At 44.1% G+C, this 23,411-nt stretch carries 24 protein-coding genes; 8 read left to right on the forward strand and 16 right to left on the reverse strand.

Going from position 1 to position 23,411, the window contains the following annotated elements; genetic code table 11:
- Positions 1-38 precede the first annotated feature (38 nt).
- Positions 39-1,202 carry a hypothetical protein gene (locus J2128_RS12280; protein ID WP_209691752.1) on the forward strand — a complete coding sequence of 388 codons (1,164 nt, stop codon included), beginning with the start codon at positions 39-41 and terminating at the stop codon, positions 1,200-1,202.
- A 15-nt stretch (positions 1,203-1,217) separates the two neighbouring features.
- Here the strand turns inward: J2128_RS12280 and J2128_RS12285 are convergent, their stop codons facing one another.
- The 8 genes from J2128_RS12285 to modA all read right to left on the reverse strand — a co-directional run bounded on the left by J2128_RS12285 (position 1,218) and on the right by modA (position 8,652).
- Complete coding sequence (locus J2128_RS12285; RefSeq protein ID WP_209691753.1) at positions 1,218-2,057, reverse strand: hypothetical protein; 840 nt, start codon at positions 2,055-2,057, stop codon at positions 1,218-1,220.
- 176 nt (positions 2,058-2,233) lie between these two features.
- Entirely contained in the window at positions 2,234-3,874 is a 1,641-nt protein-coding gene (locus J2128_RS12290; RefSeq protein WP_209691754.1) for an ATP-dependent DNA ligase, read from the reverse strand.
- Positions 3,875-3,899: 25 nt separating this feature from the next.
- Complete coding sequence (locus J2128_RS12295; RefSeq protein WP_209691755.1) at positions 3,900-4,676, reverse strand: MBL fold metallo-hydrolase; 777 nt, start codon at positions 4,674-4,676, stop codon at positions 3,900-3,902.
- A 126-nt stretch (positions 4,677-4,802) separates the two neighbouring features.
- Complete coding sequence (locus J2128_RS12300) at positions 4,803-4,985, reverse strand: hypothetical protein (RefSeq protein ID WP_209691756.1); 183 nt, start codon at positions 4,983-4,985, stop codon at positions 4,803-4,805.
- A 308-nt stretch (positions 4,986-5,293) separates the two neighbouring features.
- Positions 5,294-6,343, reverse strand: coding sequence for a tungstate ABC transporter ATP-binding protein WtpC (wtpC, locus tag J2128_RS12305; RefSeq protein WP_209691757.1), 1,050 nt, complete (start codon positions 6,341-6,343; stop codon positions 5,294-5,296).
- Between the two features lie 11 nt (positions 6,344-6,354).
- Positions 6,355-7,149, reverse strand: a complete 795-nt coding sequence (locus tag J2128_RS12310) for an ABC transporter permease (RefSeq protein ID WP_209691758.1) — start codon at positions 7,147-7,149, stop codon at positions 6,355-6,357.
- Positions 7,142-7,687, reverse strand: a complete 546-nt coding sequence (gene tsaA / locus J2128_RS12315) for a tRNA (N6-threonylcarbamoyladenosine(37)-N6)-methyltransferase TrmO (protein WP_209691759.1) — start codon at positions 7,685-7,687, stop codon at positions 7,142-7,144. The genes J2128_RS12310 and tsaA overlap by 8 nt, the downstream gene beginning before the upstream one ends.
- Before the next feature lie 110 nt (positions 7,688-7,797).
- Entirely contained in the window at positions 7,798-8,652 is an 855-nt protein-coding gene (gene modA / locus J2128_RS12320) for a molybdate ABC transporter substrate-binding protein (protein WP_209691760.1), read from the reverse strand.
- A gap of 238 nt (positions 8,653-8,890) precedes the next feature.
- Here modA and J2128_RS12325 point away from each other — a divergent pair, with 238 nt between their 5' ends.
- Both J2128_RS12325 and hisD read left to right on the forward strand, forming a co-directional pair.
- On the forward strand, positions 8,891-10,366 hold the full coding sequence (locus J2128_RS12325) for a response regulator (protein WP_209691761.1): 1,476 nt from the start codon (positions 8,891-8,893) through the stop codon (positions 10,364-10,366).
- A 136-nt stretch (positions 10,367-10,502) separates the two neighbouring features.
- Positions 10,503-11,750 carry a histidinol dehydrogenase gene (gene hisD / locus J2128_RS12330; protein ID WP_209691762.1) on the forward strand — a complete coding sequence of 416 codons (1,248 nt, stop codon included), beginning with the start codon at positions 10,503-10,505 and terminating at the stop codon, positions 11,748-11,750.
- A 148-nt stretch (positions 11,751-11,898) separates the two neighbouring features.
- Here hisD and groL read toward each other — a convergent pair whose 3' ends face one another.
- Together groL and groES are read right to left on the reverse strand one after the other, a co-directional pair.
- Positions 11,899-13,512, reverse strand: a complete 1,614-nt coding sequence (gene groL, locus J2128_RS12335) for a chaperonin GroEL (protein ID WP_209691763.1) — start codon at positions 13,510-13,512, stop codon at positions 11,899-11,901.
- Between the two features lie 12 nt (positions 13,513-13,524).
- Positions 13,525-13,797 carry a co-chaperone GroES gene (gene groES, locus J2128_RS12340; RefSeq protein WP_209691764.1) on the reverse strand — a complete coding sequence of 91 codons (273 nt, stop codon included), beginning with the start codon at positions 13,795-13,797 and terminating at the stop codon, positions 13,525-13,527.
- Between the two features lie 203 nt (positions 13,798-14,000).
- Here groES and J2128_RS12345 point away from each other — a divergent pair, with 203 nt between their 5' ends.
- Positions 14,001-14,408 (forward strand): winged helix-turn-helix domain-containing protein, encoded by a 408-nt coding sequence (locus tag J2128_RS12345; RefSeq protein ID WP_209691765.1) that lies wholly within the window; start codon positions 14,001-14,003, stop codon positions 14,406-14,408.
- A 24-nt stretch (positions 14,409-14,432) separates the two neighbouring features.
- Here the strand turns inward: J2128_RS12345 and J2128_RS12350 are convergent, their stop codons facing one another.
- The 6 genes from J2128_RS12350 to J2128_RS12375 form a co-directional block, all read right to left on the reverse strand.
- Positions 14,433-15,212, reverse strand: a complete 780-nt coding sequence (locus J2128_RS12350; RefSeq protein ID WP_209691766.1) for a hypothetical protein — start codon at positions 15,210-15,212, stop codon at positions 14,433-14,435.
- 100 nt (positions 15,213-15,312) lie between these two features.
- Entirely contained in the window at positions 15,313-15,927 is a 615-nt protein-coding gene (locus J2128_RS12355) for a Yip1 family protein (protein ID WP_209691767.1), read from the reverse strand.
- Positions 15,928-15,944: 17 nt separating this feature from the next.
- The gene (locus tag J2128_RS12360) at positions 15,945-16,988 is read right to left on the reverse strand and encodes an HD domain-containing protein (RefSeq protein ID WP_209691768.1); all 1,044 of its coding nucleotides are present in this window, start codon (positions 16,986-16,988) and stop codon (positions 15,945-15,947) included.
- 18 nt (positions 16,989-17,006) lie between these two features.
- Entirely contained in the window at positions 17,007-17,708 is a 702-nt protein-coding gene (locus tag J2128_RS12365) for a glycosyltransferase (RefSeq protein ID WP_209691769.1), read from the reverse strand.
- 29 nt (positions 17,709-17,737) lie between these two features.
- Positions 17,738-18,256, reverse strand: coding sequence for a DJ-1/PfpI family protein (locus tag J2128_RS12370; RefSeq protein ID WP_245323794.1), 519 nt, complete (start codon positions 18,254-18,256; stop codon positions 17,738-17,740).
- Between the two features lie 77 nt (positions 18,257-18,333).
- Positions 18,334-18,570, reverse strand: a complete 237-nt coding sequence (locus J2128_RS12375; RefSeq protein WP_209691770.1) for a hypothetical protein — start codon at positions 18,568-18,570, stop codon at positions 18,334-18,336.
- A 226-nt stretch (positions 18,571-18,796) separates the two neighbouring features.
- Between J2128_RS12375 and J2128_RS12380 the strand changes: the two genes are divergently transcribed.
- The 4 genes from J2128_RS12380 to J2128_RS12395 all read left to right on the forward strand — a co-directional run bounded on the left by J2128_RS12380 (position 18,797) and on the right by J2128_RS12395 (position 23,405).
- On the forward strand, positions 18,797-19,204 hold the full coding sequence (locus J2128_RS12380) for a PaaI family thioesterase (protein WP_209691771.1): 408 nt from the start codon (positions 18,797-18,799) through the stop codon (positions 19,202-19,204).
- Positions 19,205-19,501: 297 nt separating this feature from the next.
- The gene (locus J2128_RS12385) at positions 19,502-21,079 is read left to right on the forward strand and encodes a CTP synthase (protein ID WP_281069321.1); all 1,578 of its coding nucleotides are present in this window, start codon (positions 19,502-19,504) and stop codon (positions 21,077-21,079) included.
- 142 nt (positions 21,080-21,221) lie between these two features.
- Entirely contained in the window at positions 21,222-22,139 is a 918-nt protein-coding gene (gene guaA / locus J2128_RS12390; RefSeq protein WP_209691773.1) for a glutamine-hydrolyzing GMP synthase, read from the forward strand.
- Positions 22,140-22,256: 117 nt separating this feature from the next.
- The gene (locus tag J2128_RS12395; RefSeq protein ID WP_209691774.1) at positions 22,257-23,405 is read left to right on the forward strand and encodes an aspartate aminotransferase family protein; all 1,149 of its coding nucleotides are present in this window, start codon (positions 22,257-22,259) and stop codon (positions 23,403-23,405) included.
- Positions 23,406-23,411: the final 6 nt, after the last annotated feature.

The raw sequence follows: 23,411 nt of genomic DNA on the forward strand, positions 1-23,411 counted from the left end.
AGTTAATATCTTCAGGTAAAATTTTAGAGGTGCATGATATGGGCAGAGCCGGGATGTGTGTTATGTGCAAGGGCCGCGGGTTCTGCGGTCTTTCAAGGTGCCCTGTAATGAGCCGTTTTTATGCAAAAGCCGATACAAAACCATTTGACAGCTATATGGGCGAAAGCCCCTCTGTCTTTGTGGGAAGTTACAATTATCCCCAGATCTCAGGTGGTCCGCTGATGACTGGAGAGTCCGACAACCCCGAGTCATGGGTTTTAAAAAATTATTCCATAGATAAAATCGTATCCCTGAGGTCAAAGACTATACGCGGCTCAAAAAGTCTTGGCAGGACAAACGACAGCATCCAGGAGGTTGCCTTATCTCAAAAGCCTGTGGACGTGGAAGTGTCGTTTAAAAAACCTGTCAACTTCAGCCTTCAGTTTGACGGTACCCTTGCGCCGGTCGGCCTTTCGGGCGACATAAAAAAGATGGATGTCCTCGACAACCCAAGTGTTCCTGGAATTGTCGACAGGGTAACTTCCGATACCGACCTGAATGCATCAGAAGGTATATTCTCTCTTTACGGAAACGGAATAGACGTGCACCATATACAGAACGTCCTTTCGGCAGGACTCATGGGAGCGGGAAAAAACAGAAAGTATGTCCCAACGAAGTGGAGCATAACCGCAGTAGACGACACGATATCAAAGATGCTGAAAAAAGAGGTGTCAAAGTATCCGCCGTTATCGGATATCATGGTCTTTTCAGGAGCACTTCATGCAAACCAGATAATCTGCATGCTTGTACCTGGAGGCTGGAAGTATGAGATGACTGAAATCTGGGAGAAGAACAGCCTCTGGGCCGGAGACTCAGAGGTAGTGTCAACCGACGGAGAAACGCTGAAGAACAAAAGCGGCTATTCTCCCATAGCAGGTGCCTATTATTCGGCAAGGCTTGCTGTACTTGAATACCTTTCAGGCATCAGGAGGTCTGCATCGGTTGTTGTCGTAAGAAGAGTGACAGGGGATTACTGGGCTCCTCTAGGTACATGGGTAATAAGGGAGGCTGCACGTCTTGCAATGAAAAATCCGCCTTATATATGCGAAAGCGTAGAAGAAGGCTCGGTGTATATAACAAAACTTATCGGGAACACCAGGTGGATTAATAGCGGAAAGCTTCTGAACGAATTAAAGACCCAGAAAACACTTTTTGACTTCTGAAAAAATAAACTGAATTTAGTGCCTTTTTGCAATAAATACTGCAAATGTGGTCATCGCACCAAAAACTGTGAAGATGCCGAAACCCGGGGACTGCGTCGCTGAAGGCGTAGTGCTTTCAGTCGGGACAGTGGTCTCATCAGAGATGCCCTTAGTGATGTGAATAACATATACGGATACTGTCTGGGGCCCTGATATCTGCTGGAATGTTGCAGTCTGGCAGGTGCTTGATAATCCTTCACCCTTTACGAATTCAACGGAAATGTCATATTCGTCAGGGTTGTGTGTATTATATATGTATATGTCACCCGGAAGAAGACTTGTCTGCGTTATGTTTTCACTGGATTTTATAATAGTAACCGAAGCCGATGAGGCTGTGCATGTCGTTCCGGAGCATTCATCGCAGTTTGGAACTGACATCGTTTTAAGCATATAACCTCCTTCAAGGGGCCTGAATACTGTCCTGTCCGGGTCTCCTATAATGTCAGTAACAACAGCATCGGCCGAGATATTCGTAATCTTTGCAATACCGAGGTATGTCCCGCCGTCCCCGCCGAGGACTATAAACCTTACGGGGTCGCCGACGCTGAATGTTTCAAAAGCCGCATCATCAGGTACTGTCCCTGTTACGTTTCCTATGATTGTTGATGCTATCCATTCGCTTATTGGCATTGAGCCTGAGTATGAAGTTACAAACTGATACTCGGAATCAATTGCGATAGTATTTTCGTCCTGGTTGACTGAAACAATTGTTCCCATGCCGTTTATTTCCTGCAAAACTGCGGATGCAGGCTGAAACGCGAAGAGACAAACCAGAAACGCAGTTGTAAGCAGGACCAGACTTTTTTTTATAGCCATAATATAACCACCATTTTAGAAATGGTCGGCTATTAATATATATATGTTGATAACTGCCTCTTCAAAATTCAGGGGAAAACCCTTTTTACGTAAAAACAAGGTTTATAAATGTTACCCAAAATGTGAAAGGGGCAGTGGGGTCATTTCCGCCTGAATTAAAATGTTGATATTTAACGTTATTTTTTTGCAGACTGTACAGAAAAACGCTCTTCTATTGATGCAAGGGTTTCAATCTCATCAATTGCCTTGTCGTCTCTGAGCCTGATAAATCTCGGGAAACGCAGCGCATAGCCGGCATCATAGTTGGGGCTTTTCTGGATTTCAGAGTATCCAACCTCAAAGACCAGTTCAGGTTCGAACCTGACGGAATTTCCTGACTCGGATATCACCGACTCCTTCAGAAGAGAGTACAGTTCAGCTAGCATATCATCAGATATTCCTGTCGCAACCTTTGATACCGGGATTAACCCGCCTCTTTCATCTCTGCACGCAAGAAGAAAAGACCCGAACATGTGTGCCCTTTTTCCTTCTCCCCATTCCGCTCCGGTTACGGCAAGGTCTATCGTATCTACGGCAGGCTTTATCTTTATCCAGTCCTTTCCCCTGATTCCCGGCGTGTAATGTGCGGAGAGCGATTTAACCATTATTCCTTCGTGCCCGTTGTCAAGTGCGGAACGGTAGAATGATTCGATGTAATCCGTATCTCCTGAAACTATCTGGGGTGCGACAAAATCTTTCACGTTTGTATCAAGGATTTCCCTTCTTTTGGAGAAAGGAGTGTCTATCAAAGTCTCACCGTTTATATATATAATGTCAAAAACATTAGGGACAAGCTTCAGGCTTTCCATATGCCCTGCAATATCGTGTTTTCTCCTGAACCTTCTAAGTACATACTGGAAAGGAAGCGGTCGTCCGTTATCAACTGCTATAACCTCACCGTCAAGGATAACGTTTTCTTGTGTAGATGAAAGAAGCATCTTTGCAACATCGGGTATGGCTTCTGTTACGTCCTCAAGTTTTCTTGAATAGATCCTGCATTCTCCGCCTTTTTTATGGAACTGAAACCTTGTTCCGTCGTATTTGAATTCAGCCGCAACACTGCCTTCCTCTTCAACTATTTCTGAAATGGAGCCCTGTTTTGCAAGCATCATTTTTACAGGCCTGAAAAGCTCGATTTTCACCTCTGCAAGCGCTGACTCACCTTTTTTTGCAATGATTGCAACTTCTCCGAGGTCGTTTGAGGCCTGGTATGCATGCTCGACCGAATCCGGTGAGACTGAAAACGCCTTTGCAACCGCGTCCCTGACATTGCCTTCACCTATACCTATCCTTAATTCGCCGAGCATCAGCCTGGAGATATACCTGGCCTCCTTTGGTTTTGCGTTTGCAAAAAGACGCCTTAATACTTTCAGCTTCTCTTTCTGTGACCTGTTTCCGCCTACTTCGGAGATGTAGAGAAAATCATTGTATACTTCCAGGAGGTCAAGAGACTGGGTAAAAAAAGAAGTCTGCTCCTTTTTCGAAAGAATGTTTTCTATCGCCCTTCCGGCATCCCCGCCTGTGTTGATCTTTTTTATAACGGAATTTTTGTTTTTTCCTGCAACGTATGCGACAGCCTCGTAGACCAGGTTGGGTCCGATTCCTGTTTTTTCAGGACTGTAATCCGGAAAGATTCTTCCCATCAGAAATCGTACAAAAACCGGCAGTTCTTCTTTTGAAAGCTCCCCGAGACATTCAGAAACTATCTCTATTGAATCAAGCCTTCCGGACGTGTTTTCTATTTCTTCGCAGATTTCAGAGAATTCATTAAACAGCATATTAACCATTACCCCGGGGAAAATATTATATTTCAAAGGTCCTGCAGACCTCGTACTGGAGCGATACATCGATTACGGTATCAGATGAGTGCAGTCCGAGAGCGCTTTTTGCCGAGTCAAGGGCTTTTTTTGGGGTATTGTTCTCCTCGCTTAGGTGTGCCAGAACAAACCTTCCGATATCACAGCAGTTTTTGCTGATAAACTCCGAAGCGGCGTCGTTTGAGAGGTGACCCCTGTTGACGTCCCTTATTCTCTCTTTCAGAAACCTTGGATACGGTCCGTTTTCAAGCATGACCGGGCAGTGGTTGCTTTCAAGTACAACAGCACTGCAGCAGCAGAGATATTCTGCCATTTTCCCGGTGATATGTCCGGTATCGGTACAAAACCCGAGTTTTGACCCGTTTTCCGATATGCAGAACCCGCACGGGTCGCATGCGTCATGATAGGTTGAAAAAGGCGTTATGCTGAAATCATCCTTTTCAAAGCTTTCTTTCGGCCTGCATACCTGCATCTCTATATACCTGTCAGACTTCCTTTTGTCCTCAAATTCCCATAGCGTTCCCTGTGTTCCCATAACAGGCACGTCAAGTTTTCTTGCAAGAACGTCAAGGCCCTTTATATGATCAGAGTGCTCGTGTGTAACCAGAATTCCCTTTATAAGTTCCTCTTTTCCTCCTGCAAGGCTGAGCCTTCTTAATGTCTCCTTTGCACTTAAACCTGCATCAATAAGAAGCGCACCACTTTCGCCTTCTATATATGTGCAGTTACCCTTGCTTCCGCTTGCAAGGACTGTGACTTTCATTGCAGTAATATTTGGTCTTATTCTCTAAATTTGTTTAGTATGAAGGATAAGCCTGAAAACCTTTTGGAGCTGAATGAATGTAACTGTCTTTAAAGTTATTTTTTCTTTTAAAAGCGGTTCTTTAAATCACCCATGTTTCTCTTTTTCAAGCTCCACAAGAATCGGTGCGATAGTCCCGGAATGAATGCACCTTATCACAAATTCTGCAAGTTTTTTTGAGTACCTTATATGAGCCGCCTGAAATCCCGCCAGAAATCCAAAGCATAATGTAACTATTGCAAGAAGTGCAATTCCGGATGCATCAGCCATTTCTATCCCGTCCTGTCATGATATATCCTCAATCTCAACAATAAACGGCTCAAATGAGCCGTCGTTCATGCATTTTTCGGCTGCGGCAAGAAATCTTTTTTTGAAATAGAAATTCATCGCAAAATAGCCGGATACACATCCAAGGACAAAAAAGATGATTACAACTCCGATACCTATAATTATATCTATCGTAAATGCCCCCCCCTTTTCAGAAGAGTATGGTGTTTTTTTATAAAAAAACTTACTGTATAAAAAGGGAAATCTGCGAAGGGAAAAAATTTTTTAAAAGTAATGAATATGATTTTTTTTCAGCTGAAAACATGCACTGCGGCTGCCTTGAATGTGAGGTAAACACTGTCGCCCTCTTTTATTTCTATATCGTAAAAACCTCTCCTGGTAAGGACCGTCTGAAAAGAAATGCCGACATCGACCCTTACCTGCACCATCGTTCCGTTGTTGGTTATCGACTCGACCGTCCCCCGAAACGAGTTTCTTGCAGGCGTTTCAAGAGGAGCTTTTGAGATCATTATGTCTTCCGGCCTTACGGATGCATAAATTTCACCTGAAAGTCCTGTCTCGTAAGACGAGATATTAAGGCCGTCAACAGTTATGATGGAACTGTTTTTTCCGGATGATATAACACCCCTGAATATGTTCTTGACCCCGACAAACCCTGCGATAAAACGGCAGTTGGGCTTTGAAAAGACTTCATCGGGAATTCCTGTCTGGATAATCTCACCTTTGTTCATCACACTGACGCGGTCTGCAAGGGAGAAGACCTCCTCGAAGTTGTGCGTTACATGTATGATTTTTGTGTTGTATCTCTGGTGAATTTTTTTAAGCTCTTTTCTGAGCTTTTCCCGCGTGTTTCCGTCGAGTGCACTTAGTGGTTCGTCTAAAAGAAGCACCTCGGGTTCCATTACAATAGCTCTTGCAATTGCTGTCCTCTGCTTTTCCCCGCCGCTCAGGTTTACCGGGCTTCTTTTAAGGAGGTGCGAAATACCGAGAAGGTCTGAGATATCGTCCACCTTTTTTGAGATATCTTCAGGACTTTTTTTGGCGTTTTTAAGCCCGAACGCTATATTGTCATATACAGATAAATGGGGAAAAAGAACGAAGTCCTGGTAAACCATTGCGATTTTGCGGTCCTTAGGGTCTTCTGTTGTAATGTCCTTTCCGTTCAGGAAAATTCTGCCGCATCTTGGGATATAGATTCCTGCAATAGTCTCAAGAAGTATGGTCTTTCCGGCACCGGTCGGCCCCAGGACTACCATGTACTCTCCTTCATTCACCTGCATGCTGACGTTTTTCAGGGAGAATTCACCAAGCTCTATTGAAATGTTTTTTACTTCAAGCATATCTAACCTGTTCAAATCTGGGTTGTTCCGCCGAACTTTTCAAACACATACAGTGAGATGACAGCAATCAGGATAAGTATTGCAGCAGCTGATGTTGCCATGTCAAGGTCTCCCGTTGACATGTTCAGGTATACTGCAACAGGAAGCGATTCTGTTTTCATCCTTGTCGCTCCCGCGACCATCAGTGCCGCACCGAATTCTCCTATCGCCCTTGACCATGTGATTACTGTACCGGCGATAAAACCGTCCTTTGCCATCGGAAGGGTAACCCTGCAAAACGCACTGAATTCGCTGCACCCGAGTGTCCTTGCAACATATTCATAGCGTGGACTTATCGATGAAAAGGCTGACCGAAGAATTCTTACCATAAAGGGCAGGTTTACAAAAAACTGTGCGATAATAATACCATAAGGCGTAAATATGAATTTAATTCCGAGGGCGGTAAGCTCCTTTCCGAAAGATGTCGTCCCGAATAAAAGAAGCAGTCCCACACCGGCGACAAGCGGAGGAAGCGCAAGCGGCATGTCAATAGCCGTATTGATTATGTTTCTGCCCCTGAAATTGTACCTTGCAAGCGCATATGCCGTAGGCACTGCAAGAATTATGCAGAATATCGTTGATGTAACCGACGTAATAAGCGAAAGACCTATTGCAAAGCGAATTTCCTCTGATATGATGCTTGTAAAAAGGTTTTCGGGAGTCGGATATGTTACTATAAGTATCAGGACAATCAGGATAAACGCGGTCAGGAATATGCCTGTTCCGATTGAGACGCGTTTTAGCCATGAATGCCTTATATCACTCAATTTTTGTTCTCTCCCTGTCTCTCAAACCCTTCGGCGTCGCGTTCCATTCCTCAATGTCGTCTATGTGCTTTTCGTCGACCCACCCGCTTTTGACTTCGGTCCTGTTGTCAAACCTGTATACATAAGGTTTTATGTCAAGAAGCGGGGTTCCATCGAGAATGTCCACAGCCGAGATTTTAAGGCGGTTTTTGTTGACTTCAAGAAGGTTTACTATCGAAAATCCTATCGGGTTAGGCCTGTTGAAATGTCTTATCGCAAAAATACCTTTTGGGTTTTCCCCGTCAAGGAACGGCTCACGCACAAGTTTAAGCCCCTGTGCCCTGTCAAAGTGGTAAAGCAGAATGAGGTGGCTGAACTTTTCGATATCCTTGAGGCCGGGGGTATATTCGGGGTAAAGCTCTATCTCACCGACTGATTCATTGAATATGCCCTGTATAGGTGTGTTTTCCTGTTCAGTGTGCTCTGAATGAATAACTCCTATCGGGTGATATATAATCTCTTTTCCTTTCCATTTCTGCACTGTTTCTTCAGATGCCATAATTTTTACCGTTCCTAAATTTTTAAGGGATAATAAGGCTTCAATGCCTTATTCATTAAAGATCAGAATATTATTCTGTCCCTTTAGATTTCTCTTAAAGAAAAAAAGATTTATTGCTCATATGTGGAATTTGGATATGGAACAAATCCATACTTCTTAAGTACCGGCATTCCTCCCTTATCCGATGCCACATATTCTATGAACTCACGGGCTTCTTTGGGGTTTTCGGAGAACGTAAGTGTTCCTATTGGTATAACTCCGATTACGTTCTGGTCAACCGGTATCTCAATAAGGTCCATTTTGTCAGGGTTGTAAAGATCGGCCCATATAATACCTGCGTCGACGTTTCCGAGAGTAACATCCGTTACTATCTCGTTTACTGTCGCCCTTTCGACAACCACGTTTTTCATGACCTTGTCAAGAATGCCGCTCTTGTTGAAGATGTTTTCAGCAACAGTCCCAAGAGCCATACTCTTTGGGTCTCCCATAGATATGTTTACTCCGGGATTTGTGAGGTCATCAAGAGATTTAATGTTCTTCGGGTTTCCTTTTGGCGTTGCTATTGCCGGGATATGGTATGTAAGGATTGTGGAATTTTCGATGAATCCTTTTTCGTTTGCCGCTTTAAACTCTTTTGATGCGCCTGGCATAAAGACATCACCTGTCTTTGTAAGCTCCATCTGTGCAAGCAGATTCCCGCACCCTGCGTAATTGAAATTAAGCTGAATTCCGGTCTCCTTCTCAAAAGCATCGCCTATCTCCTGCATAGGTTTCTTCATACCTGCTCCGCAGTAGATCAGAAGTGAATTGTCCGATGAAGACGTTATCGTCTGCGTTACAGTTGCAGTCTGTGTTGCACCGGTATCGGGTGTAGTATTACTACTGCTCTGTGATGTACATCCGCAGAACATTACTGCCAGAACAAACAGAGAGATCAAAAAAACATAGCCAGATCTTTTAATCATATAAGTATACAGTAGTGAGTAGCTATAGTAAAAATTTACGATTTATATTTTTATAATATCACTTGTTAAACAAGTTCAGTTAACTAGTCTATTGCCGTTGAGGTAATAATAAAATATTTCATTATCTAATAAAAGTCCCAAAGAGTATATGATTGTTGAACTTATAAATTAAAAAATGAATCTGTATGGAATACTGTACAGTATGCATAAAAAATAGAACTTTTCAGGGCAGGTCGGTATGTTAGAATCAGGTTCAGGCATACTTGTTGCGGAAGATGAAGAGCAGGCTGCGTCGGGCTTAAAGACTTCACTTCTAAATTTAGGATACAGTATAGCAGGAGTTGTCTTCAGCTCATCAGATGCAATAGAAGCTGCAAAAATGAAACTGCCTGATCTTCTTTTGATAGACGTTAATATAAAGGGTGTTTTGGACGGTATTGAAACAGCTTATGAAATAAGGAAAATCTGCGGTGCCTCTGTCATATTTATAGCCGGAGAAGGAGGAGATTTTCAGTTTGAAAAGAGTTTGCAGGTCAACCCTTCCGGCTATCTTTTAAAGCCTTTGAGAAACAGGGAAATCGAGTACGCGGTTAAGACTGCATTAAGCCACAGGTCTTTTTCAGCAGTAGAGGGCGGTACAGATTTATATGACCATATGTTATCTGCAGACAATAACAGGGCTGAACTTGCGTTGAAATATGCAGGAGAGTGTACCTGGGAATGGGATATAATATCCGGGAGGGTAGCCCTTTTCTGTGGTTTTGTACCGGAAGAATTGCACACCCTAACCATGCTGGAAGATGTTCTGGACAGGATTTATCCTGATGACCTTCAAAATCTGGAAGATGCAGTTGATAACTGCCTTAAAGGAGAAAAAGACAGCTTTAAGGCAGTATTCAGGGCAAAAAATCCCGGGAAACGGGGTTTTATGTGGCTTCACGTGTCAGGCGGTGTATCGAAAGAAAACTCCTCAGGAAAACCTGTGAGGGCTCTTGGCGTAGTCCGGGATATATCAGAATACCAGTTGGCGCGCATTGCTCTTGAGGAGACAAACAAAAAACTCAACCTTCTTTCGTCAGTTACAAGACATGACATTACAAACCAGATGGCGATGATCTTCGGGTACTGGGAGATCCTTAAAAATCTTGGAGAAATTCCTGCAGGGTCTGCGGCTTTGGTCTTCATTGACAGGATATATAACTCCTGTCTTGAAATAAAGGAAAAAATCGATTTTACAGGTGTCTATCAGGGTCTGGGCATCAAAAAGCCGGAATGGCAGAATCTTTACAAAGTGCTTTCAAGTGCAAAAAACAGCAGCATATTCACTGAAATTTCGATTAAATGCGATCCTGAACTGAATAAAATCGAGATCTTTGCAGACCCGATGCTTGAAAAGGTAATATATAACCTGCTGGAAAATTCGGTCAGGCACGGAAAGGCAGACAAAATTAACGTAAAATTTATTAAGAGAGAATCGGGAGAGGGAATATTGTACTTTGAAGACAACGGAACCGGTGTTTCTCCTGGCATGAAAGAGAAAATATTTCTTCAGGGATTCGGAGCAAATACAGGGTACGGCCTGTTTTTAGTAAAGGAAATTCTTGGAATCACAGGAATAAAAATACATGAGACAGGTAATGCCGGAAAAGGTGCCTGTTTTGAAGTATGTGTTCCGGAGGGACTGTTCAGGCGGACAATTCCTGATGCACGGTAGGCAGGCGATTTATTTTTACATTCGCAATTAATCAGAGACCTTTTTTTGGGAAAAAAGTTATTCACTTTAGCGGTTTTTCTGTTTTGCAAAACTTAAATTCCGTTCAGGCCCTAAAAGTTTAGGAGAGATTTTATCTATGTTAAAAGAGCTGGATGTCAAAGACTGGGTTTTTTGCAGGCGGAAAAGTCTTTTCGGAGTATATGACAGCGTATCTTCAATCGTTGAAAACGTCAGAAAAAACGGTGATGCAGCGCTTTATGAATATGCAAAGAAATTCGACCATGTTGAACTTGAAAACCTGATGGTTACAGAGGATGAAATTGAGGCTTCATATGACAGCGTCGATCCAAAACTTGTTGAGTGCCTCAGGGAGGCCGAATCGCGAATATTCAGGTTTCATGAACTCCAGAAAAAAGAGGATCTCTGGCTACGGGAAGTATGGCCGGGAATTACTCTCGGAGTTAAGACAACACCGCTTGAAAGGGTCGGATGCTATATTCCCGGGGGACGTGCATCATATCCTTCGACTGCACTTATGACGGCCGTTCCGGCAAAGGTTGCCGGAGTACCGGAAATCTGCGCATGTACGCCTCCTCCTGTAAACCCTCTTACAATTGTTGCGTTTGATATAGCCGGAGTCTCCGAGATTTACCGCGTCGGTGGTGCCCAGGCCGTTGCCGCGATGGCTCTGGGGACGGAGTCGGTAAAAAAGGTGGACAAAATTGTAGGCCCTGGAAACGTCTTTGTTACAGCTGCAAAGATGATGCTTCGTGAAAATGCCGAAATCGATTTTCCGGCAGGACCTTCTGAGATAGGGATAATTGCGGACTCGTCTGCAAGTCCTGAATATGTCGCGGCTGATATTCTTGCGCAGGCTGAGCATGACCCGAACGCTGCGTGCGTCCTTGTTACAACGCAGAGGAGAGTAGCCGAAAAGGTATGTGCAGAGATTGAAAAGCAGTTTAAATCGGCGGAAAGAAAGGAAATAATTGAAAAAGCCCTGTCCAACTCCGGTTTTGTCATTGTGGATTCAATAGATGATGCGGTTTCGGTGATAAATGATATCGCACCCGAGCACCTTTCGGTACAGGTTTCGGATTCTCTTTATGTGTTAAATCACATCAAAAATGCCGGTTCTATATTCGTTGGGCCGTATACGCCTGTTGCCTGCGGGGACTATGCATCAGGCACGAACCATGTCCTTCCGACAGCAGGTTATTCCAAAATTTATTCGGGTCTCAATGTAAGCCATTTCTGCAAGACATCAACTGTGCAGATTATCGAAAAAGATGGTCTTGAGGGCATTGGAGATATAGTTGAGACGCTTGCAGGAGCAGAAGGGCTTTATGCGCATGCAAACTCGGTTAAAATACGAAGAAAATAGAAATTATACTCCTAAATATCTAAAATCGAACAAATATTTTAAAATCAAAAAGTATTAATTCAAAGAATCTCTCTTAAATCCGGAATCAATAAAAAATTTTTGATGCCAAAAAAGTATTCTGGCATTTATCAGTTCATTGTTTCTTAAATCAGATTATTATAGCAGTTGACTTTTCGTCCTTTTCGTCATCAAAGTCGGTAATGATTGCCTCGGTTGAGAGTACAAGTCCCGAAACCGAACCTGCGTTCTGAAGGCCGGTCCTGACGACCTTTGCAGGGTCGATGACTCCGCTTTCGGTAAGGTCCTCGTATTTGCCGGTCTTGGCGTTATATCCGAATGATTTGTTTTTCTCGGCTTTGATGCGTGCAATAACCTCTGCACCCTCGACACCTGCATTGAAGGCTATCTGCCTCAAAGGTTCTTCAAGCGCTCTTCTGATGATGTCAACGCCTATCTGCCTGTCGTCTTCAAAGTTCAGTTTGTCAAGAGACTCTGTAGCACGGAACAGGGTGATGCCTCCGCCGACTACAAATCCCTCCTCTACTGCAGCTTTTGTTGCGTTGAGAGCGTCGTCGATTCTCATCTTCTTTTCCTTAAGTTCGGTTTCTGTTGCAGCGCCCACCTTTATTACGGCAACTCCACCGCCGAGGTTTCCTAACCTCTTTTTGAGCTCTTCCTTCTTGTATTTGGAGTCTGTGATGTTTATCTGTGAGCTGATAAGTGTGCTTCTCTCGTCAACTGCACTCTTGCCTCCTTTTCCGCCGACAATAAGGGTCTTGTCGCTGTCCGCCTTGACCGAGTGCGCTCCGCCGAGGTAGTCTTTTGTAAAGTTTTCAAGTTTCAGGCCCTTGTCTTCAGAGATGACTGTTGCGCCTGTAAGAACCGCGATATCCTCGAGGACCTCTTTTCTCTCCTCGCCGTACCCGGGGGCCTTTACTGCGCAGACTTTAAGCGATCCGCGGATGAGGTTTAATATAAGAGCTGCCTGTGCCTCGCCGTCGACGTCGTCAGCGATGATTATGAGCGGCTTTCCTTCATCAGCAACAAACTCAAGTGCGGGGACAATCTGCTTTATCGACGATATCTTCTTGTCGGTTATAAGGATATAGGGATCTTCGTATTCGCAGACCATTTTTTCTTTGTCTGTCACCATGTACGGTGAAATGTAGCCGCGCTCAAACTGCATACCCTTGACGACATCAAGGCTTGTTTCAAGGCTTTTTGCATCCTCTACGCTGATAAGACCGTTGTAGCCGACTTTGTCCATTGCATCTGCTATGAGTTTTCCGACAGTTTCGTCGTTGTTTGCCGAGATTGTCGCAACCGAGATTATCTTCTCGCGGTCGTTTACCGGAGTACTTATTGATTTTATATGCCCGACGACTGCGTTTACCGCTGCATCAATTCCTTTTTTGATCTCAATCGGGTTTGCGCCGGAGGTGATGTTTTTAAGTCCCTCTGTTATAATCGACTGTGCAAGAAGCGTTGCAGTTGTTGTTCCGTCGCCTGTGTTGTCCTGCGTCTTCTGTGCAACCTCCTTTACAAGTTTAGCTCCCATATTCTCAAACTTGTCATGAAGGGAGATTTCCTTTGCAATGGTTACACCGTCGTTTGTGATTACAGGGTTTGAAGTCTTGTCGATTACGACGTATCTTCCTTTTGGACCAAGAGTTACCTTCACGGTGTCGGCAAGTTTGTTTACACCACAGAGAAGAGCTTTTCTCGCCTCTTCACTGAACATAAGCTGTTTGGATGATACCATATTTTATTCACCTCACTCGATTTTTGCAAGAATGTCCTTGAACGGAACAAAAACATAGTCTTCAGAATCCCTTTCAAATTTATCCGCGCTGTACCCGCCGTATATCACATGGTCTCCGGGTTTTATCGGAAGAACTGTCCCGTCATCGCGTGTCCCGACGGATATAACTGTCCCCTCTTTCTTTTTTTCCTGGGCGGTTTCAGGAATGTATATTCCGCTTTTTGTCTGCTCTTCAGCCTTTTCCGGTTTAATTAAAACTCTTTCCCCTATGGGAGTAATGGTCATTTTTGTTCTAACCTCCCTGTTTTGTTCTTCACAGTTTTACAATTCCAACTTAATTTTTGCAATATAAATTTTACACTACATCTGTTGTCCAGATAAATATTTAAAAATTATCTATAATGTTGAAATCATTTGAATATCTTTGAAATAATTTATATGAAAAGCGCACCAAAAATACTTGTACAGAAAAATTGCGGGTTGTCTTTATGAACAGACAGATATCACTTAAACAGATCGAAAGGCCGCCTGAATCTTCAAAAGAGGATATTGAATGGTTCTGTGACAGTGTGGGTATCGGAAAGGGCCGTGACCTCGAAAATATCGCAATGAGAGTCATCATATCCCTACTTGAAAATATGCCGGAAAAAAGAGGCCTGCCTGTTGAGGAGCTGGCTGAGATTTTGAACGTATCCGGTCCCCGGGTTAATCACCATGTAAGAAATCTTATCTGCTGCGGCCTTGTTTACAGGCACAAGCAGAGAATATATATACGCGGAAGCAGTCTCCGCTCGATGGTAAGGGAAATAAGAAAGGATACCATGAGAATTCTTGACGATCTTGAAGAGGCAGCGGCGGAAATAGACGACTCTTTCGGGATAAAAAACAGGGAATAATTATTAAAAATATGTTAAACAAAATCAAAAGAGATAGTCGTCTCTTTTTGATTGTTCTTCTTCCAGCTCATCGGTTTTTGAGCTGTAGTCAGGGGTATCCAGAAAATCCATTGATTCAGAGTATTCCGTTTCTTTATCGTCCTGAAACCCGGAATATTCACCGTTGTTTTTGGTGGAGTCCTCGCCCGTCTCGTATTCGTAGGTCTCTTTGTTTTCTATTTTGTTTTTTATTATTTCTGCATTCTCCTGGATGTCAAGAATAACAGAGCCCATTTCACACAGCATTTTCTGTGCTTCGCTTCCCCATTTTATGACTGTCTTTGTATCACTGAAAACCCCGCAGTTCTGGTTTTCGTTTTTTCCACGTATTATTATAACAGCATCTTTCCCTCCTGCCGCAAATGAAATGATAAATATTATAAGTCCAATCAGAGTGACAGCAGCACCCCCGTATAGGGGATTTCCAAGCTGGATGAATAAGTCGTAAAAAAAAGGCGCCGTTGGCTTGTATAAACCGTACAGACCTGCAAGGAATATCAATGTTCCAAGAATGGCAGGCAATATCATGCAGCTGCTTTTTTCATAAACTTCAAGTCCGCGGACATCCCCGGTCTTCATCTCCTGGGTAAGTGAAGGCCTGTTCATCTTTAATGCGGTCTTTGTCATAGCGTAAATAATAAGGCGTTTTGACGTAACTGCCATGTTTAGAGTAGCTCTCTGCGGTTTTTTCATGTCAAATCCCCTGTATTCCTTTATTACCTCCTCATCCGCAGAGAGTTTGATATAATCCGAAACTGACACCATGCTAAAAGTTTTTTTGTCCTGAACAATTATAAAATGATCCAAATATTGGGGCTTCCGGCAAAAATAAGAAAACCGGTTTTTTTGTTTCTGCCGTCCTGTCCTATTTCATAATAGGATAAGGTGCGGGTATAAAGAAGAGGGATATGAAAATGCACACAGATATTATATACGGAAGGATCATTGCAATTACAGCCCTTCCAGTTGAAATTTCGTGAAGTTCTCTTATTGCAAGCGTCTCCAGTACAAGTGCCCAAATACTTGCCAGTATACCTGCGACAGGAATCCAGCCGAACAGAAAAGAAGGCGTATTTGCATATGCAACTACCTTCAGGGATTCAAAAAGGCCTTTTTTTCCTTCAACTATTATCACAAAAACGTGTATTATGGCTGAATTCAGAAAAATGCTTCCGACAGACATGAGATATATCAGGAAAATCATCCGCCACGTGCCAAAAGGCTTTAAAAATCCGTAAGCATCGATAATGTCGTATCCAATCAGTGTCATAAGACCATAGAGAACTGCATAAACTGCGGACGTTGCAAAAATATACAAAAGGACATCTGCTGCATTTCTCTTCTTAAGTTCATTGAATTTTTTTACCGGACTTTTGATTATACCTGTTGCATCCGGCAGTACAAGCTTTAATCCCTCTGAAATATGGCCCATTTTTTTGCCTGTATCCGCTGTTGAAACATTTTTCTCACTTTTAATCACCGGGAGAGTCTGACTTTTTAGTCAAAGCAGTCCGTAAAGGTCATCTGGTTTTTTGCAGCTCCAGGGGATTTTCTCTCTTCATCCGGTTGTTCTTCTTCGCAGGATTCCGTACAGAAAACCATTCCCTCAGACCTTTTTCCCCACAAAATTTCGCCTTTTTTGGCGGTTTTCAGGTCTTCGGAGACTTCGTGGAGCATTGCGCTCGTATTGTCGGCGAAATGAACAGCCCATGCTTCAGGCGTCTGTGGTCTTATCTCCCCGTATTCGCCGTGATGCGACTGTATAATGTGCAGAAGCTCCTGGTAGGTGTTGTCATCCACAAACGAGGTGTACCTTGAAAGGGTCTGCATTGCAGGTGTAATGTGACCGATAAGGGAATATGCAGGTAAGGATGCAAAGTAAAGCCCTTTTCTCTTAAAAGACTGGCATTTGCCGATATCGTGCAGAATAGCTCCTGCAAGAGTAATATCGCGGTTAAGCCTGACCCCGCAGATACTGCTGCAGGATGACAGGGCTATCTGTGCGACCTCAAGTGAGTGCTCGGCAAGTCCCCCGTTGTAGTCGTGATGCTTTGTCCTTGCGGCGGGCTTATCAAAAAAACCGTCTGACTTTTTAATTACAGTATGAACGAGTTCTTTTAGTCCGTCATTTTTGATGGAATCAATAAGCTCAAAAATTTTTGTTTTGTTTCCGTCGATGTCAGCCGGGGAATAGATGTAATCCGATGTCGTAACCTTCTTTTCATCGACAGGTTCACTAAGGTACCGGAGACCGTCATTTATATTTACAGTAAGTTCATCGTTGAATTTGTCGGCTTTTCCGGATATCCTGAATATGTGTCCTTCATATTCCGTAATTATTCTGCTGACAGACTCAATATCATCCCTGCCGCACCCGTAAGGTCCCCATATTCTGCATGAGAGTTTTCCTGTTCTGTCTGATATTGTGCACGAGATGAATTTACCTTTCCTGCCGGTCTTAAGGGACGGATTTTCGATTACAAACTGTGAGTCAACAGCCATGTCCGGAATAATCGAATATATGTATATCTTTTTTACCATTGCAAAGCGCTTCTCCTTTCATCCGCACCTAAATCTTATCTTCAAAAGATTCGTAAACATCTTAAGTCCGTCTGAGCTTCCCACGTGCGATTCGTCGGTGTCCTTCCATTCAATCGGGACCTCTTTTACGCTGAAGCCGTTTTTTACCAGGAGATAAAGCACCTCGGCGTCAAATTCAAACCCTGTGGACTGAATTTTCGGGAGAATTTCATCGAGCGCCTTTTTCCGGAACGTTTTTGCGCCGCACTGTGTGTCATGAAAGGAAAGGCCGAGGAAAAGTCTTACAAAAATATTGAACATCCTGCTCTGGATAAGGCGTGTAAGTCTCTGCTTTTTTTCGATTTTTGCTCCGGCAAGCCATCTTGAACCAATTGTGCAGTCATATCCGGCAAGGCCTGAAAAAAGCTTTTGGACCTCGTACAGAGGCGTTGATCCGTCTGCATCGACAAAACCGGCATATTTTGTTTTGCACACTTTTATGCCCTCTAAAATTCCTCCCCCTTTCCCTAGTCTCTCTTCGAATACCATGACCAAAATATTTCTGCATTCATTTTCTTTTGCAAAAGACTGCACTATTCCGGCTGTTTTGTCGCATCCGTCGCATATGAAGACAACAGGTCCTTTATACGGAAGAATATCGGAGAGAAATCTCTGTATTCTTTTTTCCTCGTTGTATGCAGGCACTATCAGTGTGCACTCTTCGTCCCTGACTGTATCCATTTAAACGTAAATATCCTGAAAAATTGTCTTCAGCAGCCAAGTTTATCCAGGACTGCTTCTGCAAATTCTGATGCGGATATGGGGTGATCTGCCGTTATAATGTTCATATCCGATACTACGTGCACTTTTACGAAGTTTGCGCCGCCCTGTCTCAGGAGTTCCCTTGATGCAGGCGTCTCAAATACCGTTGCCTGTTTTCCCTTCAAAATTCCGGCACGTGCAAGGACTACCGGAGCAAGGCATATGGCCGCAACAACCTTCTTTTTTTCGTCAAATTGCTTTACAAGCTCAACAAGAGGCTCTTCCTTCCATAAAAAGTCGCTTGCACCAAGGCCGCCTATTATGACTATCCCGTCGTAGTTTTCCTCTTTTGCATCCGATATCAGAAGAGATGACTCCTGTGTCCCGCCCATCATGCCTTCGCATGTTCCTTTTATTGTGGAGGCAACGTCGTATTTTATTCCGGCCCTGTCAAGGGCTTTTGCGGTCTCTTCATACTCCTCTTCACGGTATCTTTTTGGTGCTATAACAACCAGAACTTTTATCATATTTTCCCTCAATGACCATAATTTAAATTTGACTCTAAATATTTGGATTTGTATTCGCAATAATTATTTGCAAATATTTACTGGTGGTTTTCCAGGTGCTTTCTCAGTTCTGTGCCGGGTTTGTACCTGTCTGCAATATTCATCGCAACTTCTCTCAGTTTCCTGTGCTCATCCCTGCACGTGTCCGGGATGTTTCCGTTTCTTAAAATCTGCGAGGTGTTCTCTGTTGTCTGTATAAGTTCAGTTGCTATAACCGAGTTCAGCCATAGAAGATCGCGCAGCATATCGGCGATATCATCATTTTCCGTACTCATAAAAGGACATATGGCAGAGACCACCAGATAACACTTGCTGTTTTAAATATGAACAGTTCGACATGGGCTGTGTTTCACATTTTGTAAACCAAAAGTCAAACCGGCATTTGTGGGACGATAAACTTATTTGATAATGCCGGCAGGTGGCAGTTTTTGGGAGATGAAATTATAAACCGCCTTAAACAACTGTATATTTATCTGCGTGGGTTAAAAAATAATAAGCATAATGACGTATCCTGAAGAATTATCCAGAAAAGGAAGAGCTGCAAACCCGTATTTTGGTCTTATGGGAATTGATCCCGAGAGTTTCGGGGACGGTTCGGCAGTCCTTAAGATGCATGTCCGTCCTGATATGTTAAATGGCGTGGGCTGGCTTCAGGGGGGAATATATGTGTCCTTAATAGACGAATCCATGGCTCTTGCCATCTTTACTGTTCTTGAGGAAGGAAAAGGTATTGCAACGGTCTCTCAGACCACAAATTTTTACAAAGGTGTCCGTGAAGGGGAAATCTGCGCAAAAGCCGTTGTTTCACGCAAGGGAAGAAAAATAATCTTTGCCGAAGGCTTCTGTTATGTCAAAGGTGATGAGGCAAAGGTTCTTGCAAGGACAACTGCTTCATTTGTAGTTGTCTGAAATTCGAATTTGAGAACTGAAAATGATATATATAGTTTAGTCACGGGAGTCAATTCCCCGGGGATTTTCCGCGCTTTTTAAGCATGAAGTAATAAATAACTCTAAATCTTTTATTCTGGCCTGTTTGACAGGATATGTCCTCATTTTCATTGGATCCGAATTTCAGCGGTTCTGTATTTTATGGTATTTCACAAGGTCTTTGTTCTCTTTTGATGACCCCGGGTTCGCAGGCAATCCGCCATTTTATTTTCTTTCAGGGAGAAAATGTATAGTATATTTATCTTTGGAGAGGGTGTCTTGAAATACGTTGTTGTTACAGGCGGTGTGATGAGTGGCCTTGGAAAAGGGATAACCACTGCGTCCATCGGCAGAATCCTTAAAAACAGGGGATATAGTGTTACTGCTGTGAAAATAGATCCTTACCTGAATATAGATGCCGGGACCATGAACCCGGCGCAGCACGGTGAAGTGTTCGTTTTAAAAGACGGCGGAGAAGTTGACCTGGACCTTGGCAACTACGAGAGATTTCTGGATATCAACCTGACGTCTGACCACAATATCACTACAGGAAAGGTCTACCAGACTGTTATAGAAAAAGAGAGGCGCGGGGACTACCTCGGTGCAACAGTCCAGATAATTCCGCATATCACAGACCAGATAAAGGAATTCATACGAAAGGCCGCAGAGAACTCAAACGGCAACGGTACAGCAGAAATCTGTCTTGTGGAAGTTGGAGGAACGGTCGGAGACATAGAAAGCATGCCGTTTCTTGAGGCCGTGCGCCAGATGGCAGGCGAACTTAATAAAAAAGATATAGTCCTTGTCCATGTGACACTCGTCCCGGAGGACAATATGGGTGATCATAAGACAAAGCCTACGCAGCACTCGGTGAAAGTTTTGCGTGAACTTGGTCTTCACCCGGATATAATTGTCGGAAGAAGCGAGACCGTTATGAACTCATCGACAAAAAGAAAGATATCGGATTTCTGTGACGTTTCACAAAAGGCGGTCATTTCGGCTGCGACTGCAAAGGATATCTATGAAGTGCCGATGGAAATGGAAAAAGAAGGGCTGGCAGATGTCATACGCGACTTCCTCGGTCTTGAGGAGAGGCCTGTGAAAAACGACTGGTACAGGATTGTCAGCCGGGAGTACACAAAAAGGGCTTCGGTTGCAATCGTAACCAAATACGGTGTGGAAGACGTTTACATCTCGATAAAGGAGGCACTGAAACACGCGGGCAGAAGTCTTTCAACGGAGGTTGACATATACTGGGTGGATGCAGAATCCTATGAAGAGAGTGAACTCCGTGACGTCGACGGAATTTTAATCCCCGGCGGCTTCGGGCCGAGAGGAATCGAAGGAAAAATCCGTGCCATAAAATATGCACGTGAAAACAACATCCCGTTCCTTGGCCTGTGTCTTGGCTTCCAGCTTGCAGTCGTGGAATTCTGCAGAAGCGTTCTCGGGTGGGAGAACGCCATCTCTGAAGAAATGGGCGAAGGAAAGCACGTGATTGCCATACTTCCTGAACAGGAGGATGTGACCGACCTCGGCGGGACTATGAGGCTTGGTAACTGTACCGTTGATTTGAAGGATAATACGATGATAAAAAAACTTTACGGGTCTGATACGGTTGTCGAGCGTCACCGCCACAGGTATGAGGTCAACCCTGAGTATATCGGTGATATCGAAAAGTCCGGTCTTGTGTTTTCAGGCTCGTCAGGGCCCAGGATGGAGTCCTGCGAAATCCCTGAAAAGGACTTTTTCCTTGCAACGCAGTTTCATCCTGAGTTTAAGTCGACCCCGACACACCCGTCACCACCTTACATAGGTTTTGTTGAGGCGTGCGCTAACAGAAGAAAGGGCGAGTGAGAAAAGACACCGTAAATTCGGGTTATCGCATCTCTTTGAGATGCCTGCAAAAATATACAGTAAAGAAGTTACAGCCAAAAAGTCCGGAAACATTATGAAGCCGGTAAAAATCCGTTAGAACTAAATCGTGGAGTATGAATAAATGGTGAATACTGAAAAATTCATTGCAAACGCAATAGAAGAAATAAAAGAAAAGTCCTGCGGCAAAAAGGTGGTCATGGCTCTTTCTGGAGGTGTTGACTCCTCAGTATGTGCGGAAATTGCAAGACGTGCCATCGGTGACAGGTTAGTCCCCATATATGTTGACACAGGGCTTATGAGGAAGGGTGAGACTGAGAGGATAAACATGGTATTCTCGGGTATGAACCTTCTTACGATAGACGCCGGAAAGGAGTTTATGGATGCCCTCAAAGGCGTTATCGACCCTGAAAAGAAGAGAAAGGTTATAGGTGAGAAGTTTATACGCATATTTGAGCGTGAGGCCAGGAAAACCGGGGCCTCCTATCTTCTGCAGGGGACCATATACCCTGACATCATCGAGAGCGAGGGGGGAATAAAGAGCCATCACAATGTCGGGGGCCTCCCGTATGACATTGACTTTGAAGGCATCATCGAGCCCCTGATTGACCTTTACAAGGACGAAGTCAGGGATGTTGCAAAAGCACTCGGCCTTCCTGAGGAAATACAGCGCAGAATGCCTTTCCCGGGACCGGGTCTTGCGGTCAGGTGCATTGGTGAGGTGACCGAAGAGAAGGTTGAGGTCGCAAGAGAGGCCAACTTTATTGTCGAAGATGAGATTGTCGAAAAATACAAGCCGTGGCAGTGTTTTGCCGCTGTAATTGGACTTGGAACCGGTGTCAAAGGCGATGTCCGCCTTCTCGGGTGGATTGTAGCTGTAAGAGCGGTTTATTCCCGCGATGCAATGACAGCTGACCCTGTTGAACTACCCTGGGACGTTCTCAACAGGATAGCGTCAAGGATAACCGCCGAAATTCCCGGCGCATCAAGGGTTGTATATGATATAACTCCGAAACCGCCGGCGACAATAGAATACGAGTAAACTTAAGGGGAAATTCCTTAAAGAAAAGAAAATCGAATGGAAATAAAAAAATGAAATTCCGGCATCCGCCGGGAAAATGCAGTAATCTGAAAAAAGCTAAAAAAGCAGGAAATTAAGATGGAAGAAATACTCGGTTCGAAGGAGCTTGAAGACCTCTATTTCATGAAGGCCTTCAGCCGTGATCTTAAAATTGTAAAGGGAAGCGGCAGTTACGTCTGGGACGAAAAAGGAAATAAATACCTTGATCTTGTCGCAGGAATTGCTGTGTGCAGTACAGGTCACTGCCACCCCGATGTTGTAAAGGCAATCTGCAGCCAGGCAAAGGAGCTGATTCATATCTCAAACCTCTTCTATGTCCCGAACCAGGGAGAGCTTGCAAAAAAGATGGTTGAGATATCCTGTATTCCCGAGGGAAAGGCTTTCTTTTCCAATTCCGGTGCGGAGGCAAACGATGGTGCAATTAAGCTTGCCAGAATCAGAACAGGAAGAAAGAATTTCGTCGCCTTTGTAAATGGATTTCACGGGCGCACTATGGGTTCCCTTGCGGTTACTCACAAACCTGCGATAAGAGAACCCTTCGGACCTCTTGAGCCCAAGTGTACGTTCGTTGAGTACGGAAACCTTGAGGATCTCTCAGGGGCTGTTGATGAGAATACGGCCGCGGTGATTGTCGAGGGAATCCAGGGCGAGGCCGGAGTAATTCCTGCACCAGAAGGTTTTTATGAAGGCATCAGGAAAATATGCGATGAAAAAGGTGCTCTTATGATCTGCGATGAAGTCCAGACCGGAATGGGCAGGACCGGTAACTGGTTCTATTACCAGAGTACAGGTGTGAAACCTGATATCGTATCAATAGCGAAGGGAATTGCAAGCGGTCTTCCAATGGGTGCAATTGTGGCCCGTAAAGGCCTGACATTTAACCCCGGAGAGCACGGGAGCACTTTTGCAGGCGGTCCTCTTGTCTGTGCCGGAGCTCTTGCAACAATCGGCGTAATTGAAAAGAACTTAAAAGACGTCCCGAAAAAAGGCAAAATAATAATGGACGGTCTCAAAGAGTATTCACCCCGCGGGATGGGTTTGATTATAGGCGTCCCGGCAGGAGAGGAGCGTTGCGCAAAGATTGCGTCAATATGCCGTGAAAAGGGTGTTCTGGTAAACTGTGCATCGCACGGTACAATACGTCTTGTCCCGCCTCTGACGATAACTGAGGGCGAGCTGAAAGAGGGTGTATCCGTAATCAAAGAAGCGTTTGATGCGACTGCCTGAAAATAC

Origin of the sequence: Methanomicrobium sp. W14 (assembly GCF_017875315.1) — an archaeon.
Lineage (GTDB): Archaea > Halobacteriota > Methanomicrobia > Methanomicrobiales > Methanomicrobiaceae > Methanomicrobium.

What these genes read in the sequence shown, in the direction of transcription:
- J2128_RS12350 (WP_209691766.1), bottom strand. Translation starts at nt 15,212, where the DNA reads ATGGTGTCAGTTTCGGATTATATCAAACTCTCTGCGGATGAGGAGGTA.
- groL (WP_209691763.1), bottom strand. Translation starts at nt 13,512, where the DNA reads ATGGTATCATCCAAACAGCTTATGTTCAGTGAAGAGGCGAGAAAAGCT.
- modA (WP_209691760.1), bottom strand. Translation starts at nt 8,652, where the DNA reads ATGATTAAAAGATCTGGCTATGTTTTTTTGATCTCTCTGTTTGTTCTG.
- J2128_RS12365 (WP_209691769.1), bottom strand. Translation starts at nt 17,708, where the DNA reads ATGGATACAGTCAGGGACGAAGAGTGCACACTGATAGTGCCTGCATAC.
- J2128_RS12375 (WP_209691770.1), bottom strand. Translation starts at nt 18,570, where the DNA reads ATGAGTACGGAAAATGATGATATCGCCGATATGCTGCGCGATCTTCTA.
- J2128_RS12345 (WP_209691765.1), top strand. Translation starts at nt 14,001, where the DNA reads ATGAACAGACAGATATCACTTAAACAGATCGAAAGGCCGCCTGAATCT.
- J2128_RS12300 (WP_209691756.1), bottom strand. Translation starts at nt 4,985, where the DNA reads ATGGCTGATGCATCCGGAATTGCACTTCTTGCAATAGTTACATTATGC.
- groES (WP_209691764.1), bottom strand. Translation starts at nt 13,797, where the DNA reads ATGACCATTACTCCCATAGGGGAAAGAGTTTTAATTAAACCGGAAAAG.
- J2128_RS12290 (WP_209691754.1), bottom strand. Translation starts at nt 3,874, where the DNA reads ATGCTGTTTAATGAATTCTCTGAAATCTGCGAAGAAATAGAAAACACG.
- hisD (WP_209691762.1), top strand. Translation starts at nt 10,503, where the DNA reads ATGTTAAAAGAGCTGGATGTCAAAGACTGGGTTTTTTGCAGGCGGAAA.
- J2128_RS12325 (WP_209691761.1), top strand. Translation starts at nt 8,891, where the DNA reads ATGTTAGAATCAGGTTCAGGCATACTTGTTGCGGAAGATGAAGAGCAG.
- J2128_RS12280 (WP_209691752.1), top strand. Translation starts at nt 39, where the DNA reads ATGGGCAGAGCCGGGATGTGTGTTATGTGCAAGGGCCGCGGGTTCTGC.
- J2128_RS12395 (WP_209691774.1), top strand. Translation starts at nt 22,257, where the DNA reads ATGGAAGAAATACTCGGTTCGAAGGAGCTTGAAGACCTCTATTTCATG.
- guaA (WP_209691773.1), top strand. Translation starts at nt 21,222, where the DNA reads ATGGTGAATACTGAAAAATTCATTGCAAACGCAATAGAAGAAATAAAA.
- wtpC (WP_209691757.1), bottom strand. Translation starts at nt 6,343, where the DNA reads ATGCTTGAAGTAAAAAACATTTCAATAGAGCTTGGTGAATTCTCCCTG.
- J2128_RS12295 (WP_209691755.1), bottom strand. Translation starts at nt 4,676, where the DNA reads ATGAAAGTCACAGTCCTTGCAAGCGGAAGCAAGGGTAACTGCACATAT.
- J2128_RS12370 (WP_245323794.1), bottom strand. Translation starts at nt 18,256, where the DNA reads ATGATAAAAGTTCTGGTTGTTATAGCACCAAAAAGATACCGTGAAGAG.
- J2128_RS12360 (WP_209691768.1), bottom strand. Translation starts at nt 16,988, where the DNA reads ATGGTAAAAAAGATATACATATATTCGATTATTCCGGACATGGCTGTT.
- tsaA (WP_209691759.1), bottom strand. Translation starts at nt 7,687, where the DNA reads ATGGCATCTGAAGAAACAGTGCAGAAATGGAAAGGAAAAGAGATTATA.
- J2128_RS12380 (WP_209691771.1), top strand. Translation starts at nt 18,797, where the DNA reads ATGACGTATCCTGAAGAATTATCCAGAAAAGGAAGAGCTGCAAACCCG.
- J2128_RS12285 (WP_209691753.1), bottom strand. Translation starts at nt 2,057, where the DNA reads ATGGCTATAAAAAAAAGTCTGGTCCTGCTTACAACTGCGTTTCTGGTT.